The organism is Halomonas sp. AOP12-B1-6, from assembly GCF_052379225.1.
GTDB classification, from domain to species: Bacteria; Pseudomonadota; Gammaproteobacteria; order Pseudomonadales; family Halomonadaceae; genus Vreelandella; species Vreelandella casei.
The window spans coordinates 738,249-757,260 of record NZ_JBQSYK010000003.1 but is presented as its reverse complement, the minus strand read 5'-3'; the positions used below and the strand labels follow the sequence as shown (position 1 = coordinate 757,260).

Below are 19,012 nucleotides of genomic sequence, written 5' to 3'. Positions count from 1 at the left end.
CGCTTACCTTCGGTGCGCGCAGCTCGTCGGGTGTGGCGTGAGATCGCTCAGGAAAATGCGCTGGTGAAGCCTGATGTCAGCAAGCTGGCATCTTGGTGGCATACGGATGCGGACCTTGGTCGCGATCAGGAATGCGTCAACGATACGATGAAATTACGCGACTATGGGTTTGATCATTTCCGTGAAACGCGTGCGGCGTTTCTTGATCTATTTACGCAGCTTCGAGAGGAGCTAATCATTCCCTAAATTCGCGTACAAATGCCACTGCCTAATGCGTAGCATCGGGCAGTGGTCTGACTTGAGCATGCCTTTTAAAATCTGTGTGAAGCTAAGCCATACAAACGCTAATAAAGGTGCACCGCCTGAAAGTGAGCCAGCGGCTCGTCTTGGTCGTCGGAAAGCACTAGCGTATCGCCGTCTACGCGCCATTGCGCGGCTTGTTCAAGCGCCGCTAAAAAGCCTTGCTCGGTTTCCATCTGGGGCTGTGGACAGGCCATCCTAGTGGTGCCCATTTGGTTGAATTCGATGCGCTCATCTTTGACAAGGTAGCTGCCCATCAGTGAGTTGCAGCCGGTAGCACCGGCTAGGCGCGAGGCTTCTTGATGAAGAACAAAGTGGGCTTCACGAGAATTCTCTTGAGTGATGATCGGTTCGTCATCAAGCGTCACAAGTTTCCAGTAGGTATTGATGAGCGATTCATTAGGGCGCTCGGTGGTCTTTGCATTGTCCATTGAGGCCGTAGTGCAGCCAGCGGTGATCAATAGAGCGCTGATAAAAATAGGAAAAGCGAGTAGTCGTTTCAAAGTGTCATTCCTTAATAGATGAAAAATCAGGGCTAAAATCGGTGGAACCTGTTCATAGGTGGGGTAGACTGTTGCGCCTGTCGTTGCGAAAGCGACACGCATAATGAGAAGGAGAATACCCGCCATGAGTTTTGTTCTACAGTTTACAGATGGTCAGGAATTTCCCCACGCGCTGGGCAAAGTCATCTGCATCGGCCGTAATTATGCCGAACACGCGAAAGAATTAGATAATCCTATTCCCACTGAGCCTCTGCTGTTTATTAAGCCGTCGACCAGCGTGGTGGATTTAACCAAGCCGCTAGATCCGCCTTTTTCACGTGGCGACGTCCATTATGAAGCAGAGCTTGCGCTGCTGGTAGGCGAGACGTTAACTCATGCTACTCAAGATGAAGCCGAGCGTGCCATCGTGGGAATTGGTTTAGCGATGGACCTGACGCTGCGTGATGTTCAGGCAAAGCTTAAAGAGAAGGGGCACCCCTGGGAAATTGCCAAGGCCTTCGATGGCGCTTGCCCGCTTTCGCCTTTTTTGCCGCTAAGCCGCGTTCCCAACTGGAACGCGCTGCAATTTACGCTTGAAATTGACGGGAAAGAACGCCAGCACGGTGAAGGCGCCGATATGATTTTCGCCGTTCCCACGCTGGTAGCAGAAATGAGCCGCCACTTTACCCTAGAGCCAGGCGATGTCATTTTGACCGGTACGCCGTCAGGCGTGGGTGAACTGGTGCGTGGTTCATCGCTGCGCTTTACGTTGACCGGTGGTTTGGAAATCGAAACCAGCGTCGTTGAGTAATCAGTGGTTGAATAGGCGCTACAGCTAGGCCCAACGAGCAACGCCACCCTGGATTAGGGTGGCGTTGCTCGTTGGGAACGGTGTAAACCGCTTATTTACACACCGCGCTATTCAAGATAGGTGTATCCCTCAAGGCCTTCGCTCAAGCTCGCCGCAAAGCGCGCCTGCTCATCGGCAGAAAAGCCGCTGGCTGCGAGCTGGTCGGTTAGCTTTTGCTTGAGCACATTGGCATTGAAGTTTACGTACGCCAGCACGTCTGCGACCGAGTCACCTGCCTGCGGGTTCGACAGTGTCCATTCGCCGTCTGCATTGAGCGCGGCATCGACAGAGTCTGTGTCGCCAAACAGGTTATGCAGATCGCCGAGGATTTCCTGGTAGGCACCCACCAAGAAGAAGCCAAGCCAGCGCTCGTCATCCGATGTCCACTCTGGCAGTGGCAGGGTGCTTTCTACCCCCTGGCCATCAACGTAGCTGTCGATGCGGCCGTCGGAATCGCAGGTGATATCTTGAATGACGGCTCGGCGAGTGGGCGCTTGGTCCAGCCCGCTGAGGGGGAGCACCGGGAAAATTTGCTCAATGCCCCAAACATCAGGTACTGACTGGAAAAGCGAGAAGTTAACGAACAGCTTGTCGGCGAGCTTTTCCGCTAGCTCATCCATGATTTCGCGATGGGCGCGATTGCGGGTATCAAGCTGGGTACGCAGCCGCGCACAGGCCGCCATGTAAACGCGTTCGCCTTCTGCGCGAGCGGTTATATTGCTTAGCCCCATCACAAAGCGGTCCTGCAGTTCACTCACGGCTTGCAGCAGGTCATGCCATGCTTCGACCAGCATGCGCGGCTCTTGAGTGGTCGCTAACTGCTCAAACACCCGCCACAGTAGCTCTACTTGAGGATCTTCTTGGCTTTCCTCTGAGGCATGTCGCTGCGGTGGCGTGTCGTCGATACGCTCTTCACCAATGACATTGGTGATAAGCACCGCGTGGTGGGCGGTTAGCGCACGGCCGGATTCACTGATCAGATGAGGCTGTGGCAGCCCCGACTCTTGGCAAAGCTGAGCAAAGGCGCTCACCACGTTGCGCGCGTATTCGCGCATCGAGTAGTTGGCCGAGCAGAAGCTGCGCGAGCGCGTGCCTTCGTAGTCGATGCCTAAACCGCCACCGACGTCCACGGTGTCGATGGGCGCACCTAGCTCCATCAGGTTTTGGTAGAAGCGCGCGCACTCGCGCAATCCGCGTTGAATATCACGAATGTTGGCGATCTGAGAGCCCAGGTGAAAGTGCACTAGCTGCAAACTTTCCAGCGCATCCTGATGGCGTAAAGTGTCTACGACTTCAAGAATCTGGCTGGCGGTCAGTCCAAATTTTGACTTTTCACCGCCGGTGTTCTGCCATTTGCCTTTGCCAACGGAGGCTAGGCGTGCGCGCAGCCCGATACGTGGCGTCACCTCCAGCTCACGTGCCTCTTCTAAAATCAGCTGCAGCTCAGAAAGCTTTTCGACCACGAGATAAACCTTATGGCCAAGCTTTTCTCCCAGCAGCGCTAGACGCACATATTCGCGATCTTTGTAGCCGTTGCAGACAATCAGCGAGGAGCCACCGTCGGAAAGCGCCAGTACGGCTAGAAGCTCTGGCTTACTGCCTGCTTCCAGCCCCACGCGACCATTGCCGCGCTCGGCGGTGGCTAAAATTTCTTCGACCACACGACGCTGCTGATTTACTTTAATAGGATAAACCGCGGTATAGCCGCCCCGGTACTCGCAATCACTCATTGCAGAATCAAACGCGCCGCAAAGCTGCTCAACGCGATCGTGAAGAATATCGCTAAAGCGCACCAGCACCGGCAGACGCAGCCCGGCACTTTGCAGTTGGCGAACCAGTCCGCTCAGTGGCAGGGCGGGGCCTTCTGCATCGCTACCCAGCGGTCGAACGAGGGCTTGGCCAGCGTCGTCGACATCAAAATAGCCGCTGCCCCATTGATCGATATTCCAGGTGCGCCGAGCGCGCAGCGCAGGGCTAGTCGTGGCCATTACACTCATGCAGAAACCTCAGGCAGCGGCAGCGCACCGTGGGCAATGCGCGCATTTAAAATGGTTCGGAATCGCTCGGGATCATGAGGCGTCAAATCGTGGGCTGGCGGATCAACGTAAACCACCAGCAGCCGAGATAGCCAGTAGCGCAGCGCCGTCACACGCAGCATCGTTGGCCACAGAGCACGCTCGTCAGACGTTAACGGGCGACGTGCTTGGTAGGCACTCAACAGTGCGTCGTAGCGTTCGGCATTCAGCGAGCCATCATCGTTCGATGCCCAGTCGTTGACGACTATCGCTAGGTCAAACAGCAGGTCGCCGGTGCAACCGTTGTAAAAGTCGATAATACCGCCAAGTTGGTCACCCTCAAAGAGCGTATTGTCGCGAAATAGATCACCGTGCAGGGCGCCTTGAGGCAGCTCATCGTACTGGATAAAAGCGCTCTCAAAATCGTCGACTTCATTTTTCATCAACGTTTGATCCGCAGGGCTTAAATAGCTCAGCACCTTGTGGTGCATGACTTGTAGCCAGGTTAGGTCGCGCGGGTTCGGACGATGACCGTGAAAGTGCTTTGACACCACGTGCAGGCGACCCAATGTATCGCCCAACGCGTGGCATTGGGCTAGGTTAGGCGCCTCAGGATGGCGGCCAGGCAGGCGCGGAAATAGCAGTGCCGGCTTGCCTTCAAGGCTATGCAGGGCAATGCCTTCGCGGTCATGAATCGTGCCCGGGACCGGTAAACGGTGTTCCTCTAAATAGTCCAGCAGCTCTACAAAGAACGGCAGCTCTTCGTGCTCACCCTGCTCGAACAGAGTTAATACGAGCTCGCGACGGTCGGTGGTCACAAAAAATGTCGAGTTTTCGGTGCCGCCTGCGACTCCTTGTAGGGAAACGAAGCTACCAACATCAAACTTGTCTAAAAACGCGGCGACCTGTGCGTCGCTAAGCGGGGTGAATACAGCCATGAGAGTCTCGCCCAGGTTGCTAAGCCCGTTATTGTAGCGGCTTGAAAGCTCAGTTGGCAGCGTTGTTGTCATTAGATAGCAGGATTGCCTCTACAGGCAGCTGACGCAACGCGTATCATGTGGGTAACGCTTTTTAGCACTGCTTTTTTTACACTTCATTTTTAAACATGGAACTTGGTTATGGCTCGCGCTCCAATCGTTCTCGTCGATGGCTCTTCTTATCTTTACCGTGCGTTTCATGCGCTACCGCCGCTCACGACCGCTACGGGCCAGCCCACCGGCGCGGTAAAAGGCGTGCTGAATATGCTCAAGCGGCTAATCAAAGATTACCCGCAAAGCCCTATGGCGGTGGTGTTCGACGCCCCGGGAAAAACCTTCCGCGATGACATGTACAGCGACTACAAAGCCCATCGTCCGCCTATGCCCGACGATTTACGCAGCCAAATCGCGCCGCTGCACGCCTGCGTGAAAGCCCTGGGGCTGCCGCTGCTGTGCATTGAAGGCGTCGAAGCCGATGACGTAATTGGTACGCTGGCGCATCACGCTACTCAGGCCGGTCGCGATGCGGTGATTTCGACTGGCGATAAAGATATGGCGCAGCTGGTCAATGCTCATATCACGCTGGTCAATACCATGAAGGATGAAACGCTAGACGAGGCCGGCGTGGAAGGGAAGTTCGGCCTGCCGCCTGCGCTGATTATCGACTTTCTCGCCCTGATGGGAGACAAGGTCGATAATATTCCCGGTGTGCCTGGCGTGGGTGAAAAAACCGCTATTGGCTTACTGCAAGGCATGGGCGGCGGTTTGGATACTATTTACGCTGATTTAGAGCGGGTAGCCACGCTGCCTTTCCGGGGCGCGAAGACGCTGCCTAAGAAGCTTGAAGAGCACCGTGAACAGGCGTTTCTCTCCTATCAGCTCGCGACCATTAAAGTCGACTGCGAGCTGCCGGTGGGCTTGGATGATTTGGATATAGCGCACCCAGACCGCGAAGCGCTGGTGACGCTGTATAAAGAGATGGAATTTCGCCAGTGGCTGAGCGAATTACTGGAAGGCAAAGACGCCGGCATCGCTGACGTTAAGGGCGGTGAGCCAGCGCCCTCAAGCGTTGAGGAGACCGCGAGCGACGCACACAGTGCCAGTGCTCCGCGTGATGATCAGGTTATTCTCGAGCAGGCGGATTTTGAACGCTGGCTCGAGCGGCTAAACACAGCTGAGCGATTCTGTTTTGATCTGGAAACCACCAGTCTCAACTACATGGATGCAGAAATTGTCGGCGTTGGCCTAGCCCTGGAAGCGGGTGAGACGGCCTACATTCCGCTTGCCCATGACTATTTAGATGCCCCGGCACAGCTTGATCGAAAGGCGGTGCTGGCCGCTCTCAAGCCGCTGTTAGAAGATCCTAGTAAGACCAAAATTGGCCAAAATCTTAAGTACGATATTTCCGTGCTGGCTAACTATGCTATTTCCGTCGCGGGGCCGTTTGCCGACACCATGCTGGCTTCCTATGTGCTCAACTCCATCGCCACGCGCCATGACATGGATTCGCTGGCGCTGAAGTATTTAGGCGAAAAGACCATTTCCTTTGAGGAAATTGCCGGTAAAGGTGCCAAGCAACTGACCTTTAACCAGATTGCCTTAGAGCAGGCAGCGCCTTACGCCTGTGAAGATGTGGACATTACTCTGCGGCTGCAAGAAGCGTTGCGCCCTCAGGTTGAGAGCGAAGGGCGCTTGGCAGACGTGCTCGATCATATCGAGCTGCCGTTAATCAAAGTGCTCTCACGCATCGAGCGCAACGGTGTGGCAGTGGATGCCGAGCGCCTTCATGAACAGAGCCAGCAGCTTGATCAGCGTATTCGCGAGTTAGAGCGCGAGGCATTTGAGCTTGCCGGGCGTGAGTTTAACCTGGGGTCGCCCAAACAGCTGGGGCAGATTTTATTTGAAGAGCAGAAGATCCCGGTACTCAAGAAAACGCCTAAAGGTGCGCCTTCGACTGCTGAAGGCGTGCTAGAAGAGCTGGCGCTGGATTTTCCGCTGCCCAAAGTCATCATGCAGCATCGTGGTCTTGCTAAGCTGAAATCCACCTACACGGATAAACTGCCACGACTGCTCAATAAAGCCACCGGGCGAGTACATACTAGCTATCACCAGGCGGTTACCGCGACCGGGCGTCTGTCATCGTCAGACCCCAACTTACAAAATATCCCTATTCGTACCGAAGAAGGTCGCAAAATCCGCCAGGCGTTCATTGCCCGGCCCGGCTATCGCATTGTGGCCGCCGACTATTCGCAAATTGAGCTGCGCATTATGGCGCACCTTTCAGAAGATAAAGGGCTGCTAGAAGCATTTGCCGAAGGGCGTGATATCCACACCGCCACGGCGGCGGAAGTGTTCGGTATCTCGCTTGAGAAAGTGTCCGGTGACCAGCGCCGCAGCGCCAAGGCGATAAACTTTGGGCTGATCTATGGGATGAGCGCCTGGGGGCTTTCGCGCCAGCTGCATATTGATCGCAACCAGGCTCAGACCTACATCGATCGCTACTTTGACCGCTACCCGGGCGTAGCCCGTTACATGGAGCGCATTCGCGCCCAGGCGGCTGAAGATGGTTTTGTTGAAACTGTACTGGGTCGACGGCTGTATCTGCCGGAGATTCATTCGCAGAACCATAATCGCCGCCAAGGCGCTGAGCGCACCGCGATTAATGCGCCGATGCAGGGCACGGCCGCCGATATTATCAAGCAGGCCATGATTGATGTGGATGCGTGGTTAGCGGAAGGCGAGTTTGATGCGCTGATGGTGATGCAGGTGCACGATGAGCTGGTGTTTGAAGTGGCCGAGAAGCAGGTTGATACGTTTATCGAGCAGGTTCAAGCGCGTATGCAGGGCGCAGCCAAGCTAAAAGTGGCGCTGATTGTAGAAGCCGCAAGCGGCGCTAACTGGGATGAGGCACACTAAGTTGATGCGCATGTGACGTTAAACGCAATACCCCCGCAGCCTAGGCTGCGGGGGTATTAGGTATTAACGTAATGTTTAGCGTTTAACGCCAGCCGACGCGATCAAAGATGCGGATGGCTTCAGGGTTGTTTTCACCCAGCACGCTCATGTTTAGGTCGTCTTTTTTGAAGTCGCCCCATGATTCGAGCACCGGGTCTTTTTTAACGCCAGCCACGACCGGGAACTCATAGTTCCGCTCGGCAAGCACTTCCTGAGCAGTATCAGAGGCGAGGAATTCTAAGAAGCGAATGCCATTTTCAGGATTCTGGGCATTGGCCACTAGGCCCGCACCGCCCACGTTAATGTGCGCTCCGCGATCATTTTGATTAGGGAATATAACCCCCACTTTACGGGCGGCATCGCGCTCTGCCTCGTCATCGGAGTGGAGCAGGCGTACATAGTAATAGTGGTTAGCCACGGCTAGGGTACATTCGCCGCTGGCCACGCCTAGAATTTGGTCGGTATCGCCGCCTTCAGGCGTACGCGCCATATTATTCACAACGCCCTGCGCCCACTCTTGCGCGCCTTCTGCGCCGTGATGTTCAATCATCGAGGCAAGCAGCGACTGGTTGTAAATATTGTTTGAAGAGCGGATGCACACTTGGCCTTCAAACTGCGGGTCGGCAAGGTCTTCGTAGCTTTCCAGCTGGCTGGGGTCGAAGTTTTCACGGTTGTATAAAATCACCCGTGCACGCTGACTAAAACCAAACCATAAGCCTTCAGGATCACGCATGGATGCTGGGATACGCTCATTGAGCACGTCAGAATCAACGCTTTGGAAAAGTCCATCTTCCTCGGCGCGCCATAGGCGGCCGGCATCAACCGTCAGCATTACGTCAGCCGGGCTGGCAATGCCTTCGCGCTGCATACGCTCCATCAGCTGATCGGAGTCACCTTCCAACACGTTTACGTCAATGCCGGTCTCATCAGTGAACGCCTTATAAAGAATTTCATCAGAATCGTAATGACGAGCGGAGTAAATGTTGACCGCGTCAGCAAGAGCGCTACTCGTAAAGGCAGAGCCAGCCATAATGGCGGCTACAGAAGCCGTTAGACGTACTTTTTTCATCACCAAGAATCCCAAATGTTTATGATAATAAGTTTCATTAGCGTCGGGCTGCATTGAAGCGCTTTTAGCTAACGTCCGTCAAGAGAAATGCCTGTCACGCCTTGATTAAGGCGGAAGCGTGCATCTGGTTGTGATTAAAAATAGAATGCAAATAGCTTTCAAATGTATTGAATCCGCGTTTAGGCATTTATCGGCGCGACGTGCTCACCTGCAAAGTGATGATTTATGACCGCAACTCTGAAGGTAACCCAGGCAGCGTCTCACTCGACAGCGTTAACCCTTCACAATGTGCGCCATGCTTATGATGGCCATACGGTTGTGAAAGGCGTTGACCTGAGCGTCGCGCCGGGTGAAGTGGTATGCCTTTTAGGCCCTTCTGGATGCGGGAAAACCACGCTGCTACGTATTGCTGCGGGGCTTGAAGTATTGCAAGAGGGCAGCGTCACTTTAGACGATACCTATATTGCTATGCCGGGCCAGCGTCATCTGCCGCCGGAAAAGCGCAATGTAGGCTTGGCGTTTCAGGACTCGGCGCTGTTTCCACACCTCAGCGTGCTGGAGAACGTGACCTTTGGGCTGAAACATTTGGCGTCTCGACAGCGCCGTGAGCGTGCCACGCAGCTACTCGAACAGCTGGGTATGGCGAAGTATGTTGATGTCTATCCGCACATGCTTTCCGGCGGGCAGCAGCAGCGGGTAGCGCTAGCAAGGGCGCTGGCACCATCGCCTCGCCTAATGCTATTGGATGAGCCATTTTCAAGTTTAGATGCGCGGCTAAGAGACCGTATTCGCGACGATACGCTGCATGTGTTGAAAAAAGTGGGCGCGGCCACGCTGCTGGTGACCCATGACCCCGAAGAAGCCATGTTTATGGCAGACCGTATTGCCTTGATGCGCGATGGTCAGATTGTGCAGACAGGGACGCCGCAAGCGCTTTATTGCACGCCTCAAGATCCGTTTGTGGTGACCTTTTTTGGTGATGTGAATGAGCTGAAGGGCAGAGTGCACAATGGCTTCGTGAGCACGCCGGTAGGGCGGGTGCCTGCCAATGGGTTAGCTGAAGGCAGCGATGCGCAGATCATGATACGCCCCGAGGCGTTGCACATTGTTGAGCGTAATCTTCCCGTTGAAGCACACCGCCATAGCCATGTGGTGATGTCGAAGCTGCTGGGGCGAACGAGCCTCTTACACCTATGCGCGCATGATGATAGCGGCCGTGAGGCGCATCTTCACGCCAGAGTACCTGGGGTGTTTCTGCCCGCAGAGGGGCAGCCGGTGGACATTCACCTCGATCTTTCTCAAGTATTTGTTTTCCCGCTCAAGGCTTAAAGCATTGCAATCAGTGCTTAGCGCCAGGGCGTGAGCGACGCATGGCCATACTGAGCAGGATAACCGGCAGAATACCCACCACCACAATCGCCAGCGACGAAGTCGAGGCTTCGGCAAGTCGTTCGTCGGATGCTAGATTATGTGCCCTGACTGCCAGCGTATCAAAGTTGAATGGGCGCAGAATAATCGTCGCGGGCAGCTCCTTCATTACATCCACGAAGACTAAAATACCCGCCGCCAGCAGGCTGCTACGCATCATTGGCGTATGGATATGCCGCAGCGTGCCGCCTGCCGTTTGGCCAAGGGTGCGTGAGGCAGCATCCATACTCGGCGTGACCTTGCCCAGGCTTGCCTCAACCGCATTGAAAGAGACGGCTAAAAAGCGCACCACGTAGGCGTATAGCAGGATAAACGCCGACCCGCTAAACACTAAGCCGATGATGTAGCCGTAGTGGCTGTGAAGCCACGTATTAAGGACGTTATCCAGCCAGGTAAAGGGAATCAGAATACCCACGGCAATGACGGAGCCAGGAATCGCGTAGCCCATGGAGGCTACTCTGGACGCCACGCGTGCAAACGCCGTGTCGTGCATGCGCACGCCATAGCTCAACACAACGGCTAAGCCCACGGCGATAAGCGCGGCCACTGTGGCCAGGCCCAAGCTATTCCAGGCGTAGCCGATAAAGCGTGTGCCCCACTGAGAATCCCCCCCGTTTAACGCTAAATTCAGCAAAATACCGCTGGGCAGTAAAAAGCCGACCAGCACGGGCAGCAGGCATGCCAGCGTCGCTCCCAGGGCTCCCCAGCCGCGCAGCGCGTATTCGGGCAGCTGCTGGTAGCGATTGGTGGTATGAAAATAACGTCGTTTGCCCCGCGACCAGCGCTCCAGCAGCACCAGAATAATCACAAACGTCAGCAAGCAGGCCGCTAATTGAGCCGCGGCGACCTGCTCGCCCATGCCAAACCAGGTGCGGTAAATGCCGGTGGTAAAAGTATCGACACCAAAAAACTGGACCGCCCCGAATTCATTCAGCGTTTCCATTAGCACCAGTGATACCCCGCCCACTAGCGCCGGGCGTGCTAACGGTACCGCGACGGTCGCAAACAGCTTCCACGGGCCGCGTCCTAGTGTGCGGCCCACATCCAATACGCATACCGATTGCTCTAAGAAAGAGGCGCGCGCCAACAGGTAGACGTAAGGGTAAAGCACCAGCGTAATCACCGTCGCCGCACCGCCTAGCGAGCGCACGTTGGGAAAGTAATAGTCGCCATATACCCAGCCAAACATGTCGCGCAGCATGCTTTGTAAGGGGCCCGCAAACTGCAGGAAATCGGTATAGGCGTAGGCAATGACGTAGGTGGGTACGGCCAGAGGCAGCAGCAGCGCCCATTCAAACCAGCGCTTGCCAGGGAAGCGGCACATAACCACCAGCCATGCAGTGCCTGTGCCGATAATTAACGTGCCCAGGCCTACCGTCACCACCAGCCAAAAAGTGTTGTTGAGATAGCGGCCTAGCACGGTGCTGGCTAAGTGCTGCCAAACGCCATCGGTGGGCATCACGATATGAGCAAACACTACCAGTACTGGCAGCGCAACGACGAAGGCAACGGCGATCAGTGCTATCGACCAAGGAGTGGCGCGATGGCTAAGCGAAGAGGAAAAAGCGAATAGCCCGCGATAGCCGGATCTGAACAAGCGCACACTCCTTGCAGTAGCAGTATTAGTCCAGTAACCGCCTAATGCGAATCACTGACGGCTGTGAATAGTAGCACTAGCCGTTAGCGGCTGCGCGTTACCACCTGCCCTTGACGCAAAAAAGCCCGCCGAAGCGGGCTCTTAAATGCACGTTTGTTAACGGGAAGGCTAGTAGCCCAGCATCATGTTTGGTAATCCGGTAATCAGCCAAGGGAAGAATGACATGAGTAAACAGGCCAACAGGATCAGCGCGACGAAGGGCACAACCGCTTTATACAGATCGACGATTTCGACCCCGGGCGGTGCGACGCCTTTTAAATAGAACAGCGCATAGCCAAAGGGCGGGGTGAGGAACGAGGTCTGGAGTACGACCGCCACCATTACCACAAACCACAGCATATCCACGCCCATTGCGTCGACAATGGGTAGCATGATCGGGAAGCTCAGCAGCACAATCCCAGTCCAGTCCAAGAACATGCCCAAAATAAATACCAGGAACAGCATAAGAATGAGCGCGCCAACGGTGCCGCCAGGCATCGCCATGACTAAATCGCTGATCACTGTCATGCCGCCACCGCGGGAGAACACACCCGTAAAGGCCGTGGCACCCACCAGCACCAGCATCACCATGGTGGTGGTTTTGCCGGCTTCCACCATGGTCCAGAAGCAGGTGGATATTTTGCGATCACCGAAGATCAAAAACAGAATGAAGGCGATAAATACACCGATTGCCGACGCCTCGGTAGCCGTGGCAATGCCGGTAAAGAGAGCGCCTAGCACCCCGAGAATTAATGACATCGGCGGCACTACGTACTTTGCCAACATGATAAGCAGCTGTTTTGTGCTGACTGCTGCGCGCTCTTCTGCCGGTACTTTAGGGCCATAGTGCGGCTTGAAATAGCAGATGATCAGCACGTAAAGTGCATACATCACCCCCAGTAACAAGCCGGGAATTAGCGCGCCCGCGAACAGTGCGCCCACCGAGACCGGTGAGTAGCTCGCCATCAAAATCAGCATGATGCTAGGCGGAATCAATATGCCTAAGCAGCCGCTGGCCATAATGACGCCCGCGCTAAGTTCTTTGTTGTAGCCATACTTCAGCATGGGCACCAAGGCGATCATGCCCATTACTGCAATAGAGGCGCCAACAATCCCGGTGGTCGCCGCGAGCAAAACCGACACAATGACCACGGTTAGCGCTAAGCCGCCGCGCAGGTTTGCGAGCAGCAGACGCATGGCGTCAAACATTTTCTCGGTGACGCCCGAGTCGTTTAAAAACCTCGCCATCAAAATAAACAGCGGTATCGCCACCAGCACATAGTTGTCCATGGCGTTACCGAAGATATTGTTGATTAGGGTGCCAAGTATGCGTTCACCAGGGCCCAAAAAAGCGCCAATAACAGCCACGCCACCAAGCACGAACGCTAGTGGATGGCCCATAAATAGCCCGACCAGCAGGCCGCCAAACATCACCAGCGTGAGTAGTTCAGGGCTTAAGTTCATGCTGATGTCTCCTCGCGAAGTTGCATGATGGCACGCAGCACAATGGCAATCGCCTGCAGCAGAATGAGCACGGCGGCCACCACAATCACCCCTTTGATTGGATAGACGGGAATTGAGATCATGCCATACGTGGTTTCACCGCGGCTCCAAGCGCGTTCAAAGAAGCTCCAGCCCAGCGTGATCAGCATCCAGCTAAAAGGCACAAAGAAAATCAGATAGCCCAGTACTTCAAGTGCTGCCTGCTTCTTACGCGACAGCAGACGCTTTAAAACGTCGACTTCAACATGTGCATGATGGCGTAGCCCATAGGCTGCCATCAGCATAAAGTGGGCGCCAAATAGCATCTTGGTAACGTCAAACGCCCAGTCGCTGGGCCGACCAAACAGAAAGCGTGAGGCAATATCGTAAAGAACGATGAGGGTAATGATGGCAATCAGCGGTGCGATGATGCGCCCAAACGCCTCGTTGATGGCATCGATCGCCTTGGCAATCGCATTCATGGAAGATCTCCGCAGTCAGCACAAAAAAACCGCCTCAGCAAAACCGAGGCGGTGCATAAGCGTCTTATAGGCAGGCTTCGATTTCTTCCAATGACGGGAGATTGTCCATCACTCGGCTCATGTTGAAGGGCGCCGATACGTCGCGCCAAGTGGCGTAGTGCTCAAGATAAGCAATCATTGATTGATACACTTTGGCATGGTCAGCATTCTCACAAGCACCGCGTAGAATAACGTCGTTGGTAATTTCCTGAATGCGTGCCAAGTCTTCTTCAGAGAACTGGTTAATCGTTACGCCCGCATCAATAAACTTCTGCGTGGCTTCGGTTGACTGGCGCTCAGACCAAGCAAGTGACCATGCCATGGTGGCATCTGCAGCAATGCGCAGTTTCTCTTGCGTGTCTTCTGAAAGCGCGTCCCAGGCATCTTTATTGATCATTACGCCAAACACGCTAGCGGACTGGTGCCAGCCTGGCGTTGCCCAGTAGTCAGCGACTTCTGCGAAGCCAGCCTTAAAATCAACGCCCGGGGTCGAGAACTCGCCAGCATCAATGACGCCACGCTCAATGGCTTGATACACTTCGCCACCGGCAAGCGTGACTTGTGACCCCCCCAGCTCTTCTAGCACGCGACCCTGATCGCGACCCGATAGGCGCAGGCGCTTGCCTTCAAGGTCAGCGATACTTTCGATTGGCGTGCGGCCCATAAAGCCAGATTCGTTGTTAGTAATGCCGTAGGGAAGATAGATCATGTTGAACTGGCCGTAGATCTCTTCGTACAACTCGCGGCCGCCCCATTGCTGAATCCAGTTAAGGTAATCAACGCCATTAAACAGGCTGGTCGTCGTCGCTAGCGGTGAGAAGGCGGGGTTTAAGCCTGCCCAGTAGCCCGGCCAGTCGCCAGCCGCTTCAATGCTGCCTGTTTCAGTGGCATCAAATACTTCGGTGCCGGGCATTAATGTACCGCCCGCGCGGAAGTTGATTTGTAGTTCGTCACCCGCCAACTGATTGACCAGCTCGGCCCAGTGCTGGTCAATCTTGATCAAATCAAGGTTTTCCGGCCAGGTCGAGGTCATCGTCCACTCTTCTTGTGCTTGGGCGGTGGTGGTGAAAGCAGCGAAAGCGATACCAGCGGCAAGGCCACTGAAGGCAAATTTTGTGGTTTTTTTCATGATGTATTTCCTGGTTTGGCGTAAGGCGTTATTAGTGTTTGTTACCTGGATGCAGGAAAGTGCAGCGTAGCAAAGGTTACGTTTACGTAAACAAAAAGATTTTAGCGCTGCAACGCTAAACTAGCACACTCACCCCGCTGCGATGCAATATCAGTTAATTAAGAGGTTTCGATTAAGTCTTGTGCTAATAAAGTAGCTAAGCATCTGTTAAATAATAGATTGCCTCTGTTTTTAAGTTGACATGACAAGGTTCAAGTAGTGAGTCAGCGTTGAAATGAGCCGAATCATGCAACCAAAGTTGTAAGTTAGAGCCCCGCCATGAGAGGCTCGGCGACGGGTTTGACGGGGTGACGCTATGGGAAGCGATGGCGGCAAATAGAAAAGGGAATAACGGTGGGTGCAGAAACACAGGCAGATAGTCGCGCGTTAGATGGCCAGCAGCTACGCAAAGTGGCGACGTTAGTTCATCACGCCCGGCGTTTAGCCCGCAGGCATTGGCGTCAGCTGGTCTGGTTAAGCGGCGATGCCCAGCAGTGTCGGCGTCTCGCGCGGGTGCTTTGGCAAGCCCACCCTTGGCAGGCGCCGGTGTGGGTAGGCAGCGACAAAGAGACGAACCAATGTGAGTCGTCTGCTTTTTCGCCGGTACTCTCACCTCGCAAAGCACGCACGCGGCTGGGGGCCGAGCATCAGTTAGTCGTGCTTGATACTCATGACACCGGCTTTGATCCTGAGGCGCTGGGAGCACTGTCTGGAACTCTCATCGCCGGTGGTTTGCTGGTGCTGATCACGCCACAGCCATGGGGGCAGGCACCCGACCCAGACTACGCCCGCTTCGCGGACCATCCGCTGCGCTGGGAAGATCTCAGCTGTCATTATCTTGCCCGATTAGCACGCCAGCTGCAGGCCTCTGATCAGATCGTGTGCTGGCGTGCGGGCAGCGCGCTGCATTTGCCCCGTTTACCCGCACATAACGTTCATGGCAATGAGGATAGCCACAATGACGCTAATAATGACTACCTCAGTGGCGATAGCGACTGCTTGACGGCTGATCAGGCGCAGGCTGTTAGGGCGTTAGTCGGCCTGAAACGCCGCCGACCGCTGGTGATGACCGCTGACCGTGGGCGTGGGAAAAGTGCGGCGCTGGGGGTTGCCTGCGCTAGGCTGCTCGCTCATAAGCCCCGTACGGTCGTGCTCACCGCGCCGCGCCTTAGCTCGGTCGAGAGCGTGTTTGAACGCGTAGTGGCTCTTTGCCCGGGCGGCAGTCGCGTTGCCCCGGGTCACTTTGTGCTACCTCAGGGCAGCGAGTTGCTTTATCTAGCGCCGGATGCGTTAACCGAGCAGATCAGTGCGCAGCAGCAGGGCGGCGATGGCAGCTATTTGCTAGTAGATGAGGCGGCGGCCATTCCTGCTGCTTTGCTGGGCCAGTGGCTTGGCGCTTTTCCACGGATTGCGTTTGCGACCACGGTGCATGGCTACGAGGGTTCTGGGCGCGGCTTCGCGCTGCGCTTTCGTGCCACGCTAGATCGACTTACTCCATCGTGGAAGGCGCTGACGCTTGAAACGCCCATTCGTTGGCGTATCAATGATCCGCTGGAGGATTTGGTCAACCGACTGCTGCTGTTAAAAGCGCCGCTGCCTATCGCACAGGCGCAACAAAGTGCTGAAATAACCACGGTTGTTGATCGCGACGCGCTTGCTCAGCAAGACGCTAGGCTGGAAAAACTGTTTGGGCTGCTGGTGCAGTCGCACTACCGCACGTCGCCTAACGACCTACGTCAACTGCTTGATGGCCCGGGTGTTGAACTGCGTACTATCGAACAGGCTAGCGAGCCGCAGGCTGTCTTGGTTACTCGTGAGGAGGGCGGTTTTGAGGCGGACCTTGCTGACCAGGTCGCCCGCGGCCAGCGTCGGCCGCAGGGGCATCTGTTAGCTCAGTCGCTCGCTACTCACACGGGTAGCCGCGCGGCGCTGACCGCTCGCTGGCGTCGGGTGGTGCGTATTGCCACTCATCCCGAACGGCGCCGCCAAGGATTGGGGCAAGCGCTGCTACAGGCAGATATGAACGCCGCGAGACAGCAGGGCGTGGCGCTGTATGGGGCCACTTTTGGCGCTGAGGCATCGCTGCTGCAATTTTGGCTGGCGCAAGGTTTTATCCCGGTACGCTTGGGTATTAGCCGCGAGACCTCGACCGGTGAGTTTGCCGTGATGGTCGCAAAGGCGCTGAATGAGCAGGGGGAGGATGTGCTGGCTGACCTTAGCGCGCGCTTCCAGGCAGGGCTTTTAGGCCTGTTGGCGTTTGAACTTAACACGCTGCCTGCATCAATGGTTGCGCTGCTGCTCGCTGCATTGCCTGCCGCGGCGCTGAGTGCGCGTGATTGGCAAGATATAGACGATGTGGCCTTGGCTCATCGCGATCCTGTGCTTGCACGAGCGGCGTTACAGGCCCTGGCGCGCGCAGCCAGTCGCTGCGTTTTAACGGATTCGCAACAGCTCGCGCACCACCAATTGGCCGCATGGGCATTTCAAAATCGATCGCAGGCGAAGGCTCATGGCGAGGCAGTTCAAGCCTTACGCATCGCTGTGCATACACTCATTGAACCGGTAAAGTAGGCCGGTTGCCTATAACGAAGAGTCATCATGAACGCACATCTTGAAGCACTGGCGCCCACTATCGTTTGGCGCCACTTTCGAACGCTTTGTAATACGCCGCGCCCGTCTGGGCATGAAGCGGCGCTTGTCGCCATTCTTGAGGCTTGGGCCGATGCGCAAGGCTTTGCTCATGACCGTGACACCTTTGGTAATTTACGCATACGTAAACCCGCCTCTCCAGGCTGCGAACAGGCGCCTGGCGTAGTGCTTCAGGGCCACCTGGATATGGTGGCGCAAGCGAATAGCGACCATGCGCATGACTTTACTCGCGACCCAATCAGCACCTACGTTGCCGACGGCTGGCTGCACGCCGATGGCACCACCCTAGGCGCTGATAACGGTATGGGCGTAGCGGCGATTCTTGCCGTGCTAGAAGACCCCGATTTACGCCATGGGCCGCTGGAAGCCCTGTTCACTTTGGAGGAAGAAACCTCCATGGGCGGGGCGTTGAATCTAGCCGAGAATTGGTTAGAGGGTTCGCTACTGCTCAACCTGGACAGCGAAGATCGCGGCCAGGTCTATATTGGCTGTGCTGGCGGGGCTGATGTTGAAGTGGATGCTCAGCTACCCAGCGCTGCCGTGAATGATCATGAGCAAGTGATTAGCATTGCGCTGACCGGTTTAAAAGGTGGCCATTCCGGCATTGATATCCATAAACCGCTGGGCAACGCTAACCGTCTATTAATCAGAGTATTGCGCTCTCTAGAGTCGTTTGATGCACGCCTGATAAGCTATCACGGTGGCACTTTGCGCAATGCGATCCCTCGCGAAGCGTTTGCCCAGGTGGCGCTGCCTGGCGATGAAGTCGATGCGGCCATGGTCGCTATCGCCGGGCTTGAAACTATTCTGCTGCGAGAGCTGGGGAGTGGTGACAGCGGTCTTAAAATCAGCGCCCAGCGTGTGGAGGAAACACCTGCTGCTGAGCCGTTAACCTTAGATGCTAGCTTAATGCTGCTGGCCGCGCTGCATGCCGCTCCCTGTGGGGTTGAGCGAATGAGTGCCGATGTGCCAGGCGTGGTAGAAACCTCCAATAATCTTGGCGTGTTAAGCCTGGAAAACGGCCGGCTACATCTCTGTGCATTGGTGCGTTCACTGCACGACAGTGCGGTGATTGCCATGGGCGACCGTTTTCATGCGCTGTTTGGGCTCATTGGGGCGCGGGTGAAAGTTGAAAACGGCTATCCCGGCTGGGCGCCTAATCCACAGGGTAAACTGTTGGCGACGTTCAACGCACGCCATTTGGCGCTGCTGGGCCGCGAGCCTGAGGTGAAGGTAGTTCACGCAGGACTCGAGTGCGGCATTTTGGGCAGCAAGTACCCGCATCTAGATATGATCTCGTTTGGGCCGCTGATTCGCGGTGCTCACTCACCGGATGAGCGGGTAGAGCTTGCGTCGGTGGAAGAGTTCTGGCTGATGCTGCGGGCGTTAATTGAGGATCTTGCCGAAGCTAAATAACGCGCTGAAGCGTATAAGGATGGCCTATTTCAAGCCCTTGGTGTTGTTTATCCCAAGGGCTTGA

General features: G+C 55.5%; 14 protein-coding genes. 6 read left to right on the top strand and 8 right to left on the bottom strand.

What is annotated here, in order from left to right; translation table 11 throughout:
• Positions 1-12 precede the first annotated feature (12 nt).
• On the top strand, positions 13-246 hold the full coding sequence (locus ACT3TR_RS12500) for a hypothetical protein (protein ID WP_444625072.1): 234 nt from the start codon (positions 13-15) through the stop codon (positions 244-246).
• Positions 247-344: 98 nt separating this feature from the next.
• On the opposite strand, the gene ACT3TR_RS12495 is transcribed toward ACT3TR_RS12500, so the two are convergent.
• Entirely contained in the window at positions 345-803 is a 459-nt protein-coding gene (locus tag ACT3TR_RS12495; protein ID WP_444625073.1) for an META domain-containing protein, read from the bottom strand.
• A 124-nt stretch (positions 804-927) separates the two neighbouring features.
• Here ACT3TR_RS12495 and ACT3TR_RS12490 point away from each other — a divergent pair, with 124 nt between their 5' ends.
• Complete coding sequence (locus tag ACT3TR_RS12490) at positions 928-1,593, top strand: fumarylacetoacetate hydrolase family protein (protein ID WP_444625074.1); 666 nt, start codon at positions 928-930, stop codon at positions 1,591-1,593.
• Positions 1,594-1,700: 107 nt separating this feature from the next.
• Here the strand turns inward: ACT3TR_RS12490 and speA are convergent, their stop codons facing one another.
• Complete coding sequence (gene speA, locus ACT3TR_RS12485; RefSeq protein WP_441684149.1) at positions 1,701-3,629, bottom strand: biosynthetic arginine decarboxylase; 1,929 nt, start codon at positions 3,627-3,629, stop codon at positions 1,701-1,703.
• On the bottom strand, positions 3,626-4,585 hold the full coding sequence (locus ACT3TR_RS12480) for a homoserine kinase (protein ID WP_444625075.1): 960 nt from the start codon (positions 4,583-4,585) through the stop codon (positions 3,626-3,628). Before ACT3TR_RS12480 ends, speA begins: the two co-directional genes overlap by 4 nt.
• A 180-nt stretch (positions 4,586-4,765) precedes the next feature.
• Between ACT3TR_RS12480 and polA the strand changes: the two genes are divergently transcribed.
• On the top strand, positions 4,766-7,540 hold the full coding sequence (gene polA, locus ACT3TR_RS12475) for a DNA polymerase I (protein ID WP_444625076.1): 2,775 nt from the start codon (positions 4,766-4,768) through the stop codon (positions 7,538-7,540).
• A gap of 82 nt (positions 7,541-7,622) precedes the next feature.
• On the opposite strand, the gene ACT3TR_RS12470 is transcribed toward polA, so the two are convergent.
• Positions 7,623-8,648: a Fe(3+) ABC transporter substrate-binding protein gene (locus tag ACT3TR_RS12470; protein ID WP_192536078.1), complete on the bottom strand. Its 1,026-nt coding sequence runs from the start codon at positions 8,646-8,648 to the stop codon at positions 7,623-7,625.
• A 225-nt stretch (positions 8,649-8,873) separates the two neighbouring features.
• Between ACT3TR_RS12470 and ACT3TR_RS12465 the strand changes: the two genes are divergently transcribed.
• Positions 8,874-9,977, top strand: a complete 1,104-nt coding sequence (locus tag ACT3TR_RS12465; RefSeq protein WP_444625077.1) for an ABC transporter ATP-binding protein — start codon at positions 8,874-8,876, stop codon at positions 9,975-9,977.
• A 10-nt stretch (positions 9,978-9,987) separates the two neighbouring features.
• On the opposite strand, the gene ACT3TR_RS12460 is transcribed toward ACT3TR_RS12465, so the two are convergent.
• The 4 genes from ACT3TR_RS12460 to dctP all read right to left on the bottom strand — a co-directional run bounded on the left by ACT3TR_RS12460 (position 9,988) and on the right by dctP (position 14,844).
• Positions 9,988-11,673 carry an ABC transporter permease gene (locus ACT3TR_RS12460; RefSeq protein ID WP_444625078.1) on the bottom strand — a complete coding sequence of 562 codons (1,686 nt, stop codon included), beginning with the start codon at positions 11,671-11,673 and terminating at the stop codon, positions 9,988-9,990.
• Between the two features lie 168 nt (positions 11,674-11,841).
• A complete protein-coding gene (locus ACT3TR_RS12455) occupies positions 11,842-13,176 on the bottom strand; it encodes a TRAP transporter large permease (protein ID WP_192536081.1) in 1,335 nt (444 codons plus the stop codon).
• Complete coding sequence (locus tag ACT3TR_RS12450) at positions 13,173-13,676, bottom strand: TRAP transporter small permease subunit (RefSeq protein ID WP_096278090.1); 504 nt, start codon at positions 13,674-13,676, stop codon at positions 13,173-13,175. Before ACT3TR_RS12450 ends, ACT3TR_RS12455 begins: the two co-directional genes overlap by 4 nt.
• Positions 13,677-13,740: 64 nt before the next feature.
• Positions 13,741-14,844: a TRAP transporter substrate-binding protein DctP gene (dctP, locus tag ACT3TR_RS12445; RefSeq protein WP_444625079.1), complete on the bottom strand. Its 1,104-nt coding sequence runs from the start codon at positions 14,842-14,844 to the stop codon at positions 13,741-13,743.
• Positions 14,845-15,237: 393 nt separating this feature from the next.
• Between dctP and ACT3TR_RS12440 the strand changes: the two genes are divergently transcribed.
• Both ACT3TR_RS12440 and ACT3TR_RS12435 read left to right on the top strand, forming a co-directional pair.
• Positions 15,238-17,454: a tRNA(Met) cytidine acetyltransferase TmcA gene (locus ACT3TR_RS12440; RefSeq protein ID WP_444625080.1), complete on the top strand. Its 2,217-nt coding sequence runs from the start codon at positions 15,238-15,240 to the stop codon at positions 17,452-17,454.
• A 27-nt stretch (positions 17,455-17,481) separates the two neighbouring features.
• A complete protein-coding gene (locus ACT3TR_RS12435; RefSeq protein ID WP_444625081.1) occupies positions 17,482-18,948 on the top strand; it encodes an aminoacyl-histidine dipeptidase in 1,467 nt (488 codons plus the stop codon).
• Positions 18,949-19,012: the final 64 nt, after the last annotated feature.

Coding starts and splice junctions, on each gene's coding strand:
- ACT3TR_RS12490 (WP_444625074.1), top strand. CDS start 928: ATGAGTTTTGTTCTACAGTTTACAGATGGTCAGGAATTTCCCCACGCG.
- speA (WP_441684149.1), bottom strand. CDS start 3,629: ATGAGTGTAATGGCCACGACTAGCCCTGCGCTGCGCGCTCGGCGCACC.
- ACT3TR_RS12480 (WP_444625075.1), bottom strand. CDS start 4,585: ATGGCTGTATTCACCCCGCTTAGCGACGCACAGGTCGCCGCGTTTTTA.
- polA (WP_444625076.1), top strand. CDS start 4,766: ATGGCTCGCGCTCCAATCGTTCTCGTCGATGGCTCTTCTTATCTTTAC.
- ACT3TR_RS12470 (WP_192536078.1), bottom strand. CDS start 8,648: ATGAAAAAAGTACGTCTAACGGCTTCTGTAGCCGCCATTATGGCTGGC.
- ACT3TR_RS12465 (WP_444625077.1), top strand. CDS start 8,874: ATGACCGCAACTCTGAAGGTAACCCAGGCAGCGTCTCACTCGACAGCG.
- ACT3TR_RS12455 (WP_192536081.1), bottom strand. CDS start 13,176: ATGAACTTAAGCCCTGAACTACTCACGCTGGTGATGTTTGGCGGCCTG.
- ACT3TR_RS12450 (WP_096278090.1), bottom strand. CDS start 13,676: ATGAATGCGATTGCCAAGGCGATCGATGCCATCAACGAGGCGTTTGGG.
- dctP (WP_444625079.1), bottom strand. CDS start 14,844: ATGAAAAAAACCACAAAATTTGCCTTCAGTGGCCTTGCCGCTGGTATC.
- ACT3TR_RS12435 (WP_444625081.1), top strand. CDS start 17,482: ATGAACGCACATCTTGAAGCACTGGCGCCCACTATCGTTTGGCGCCAC.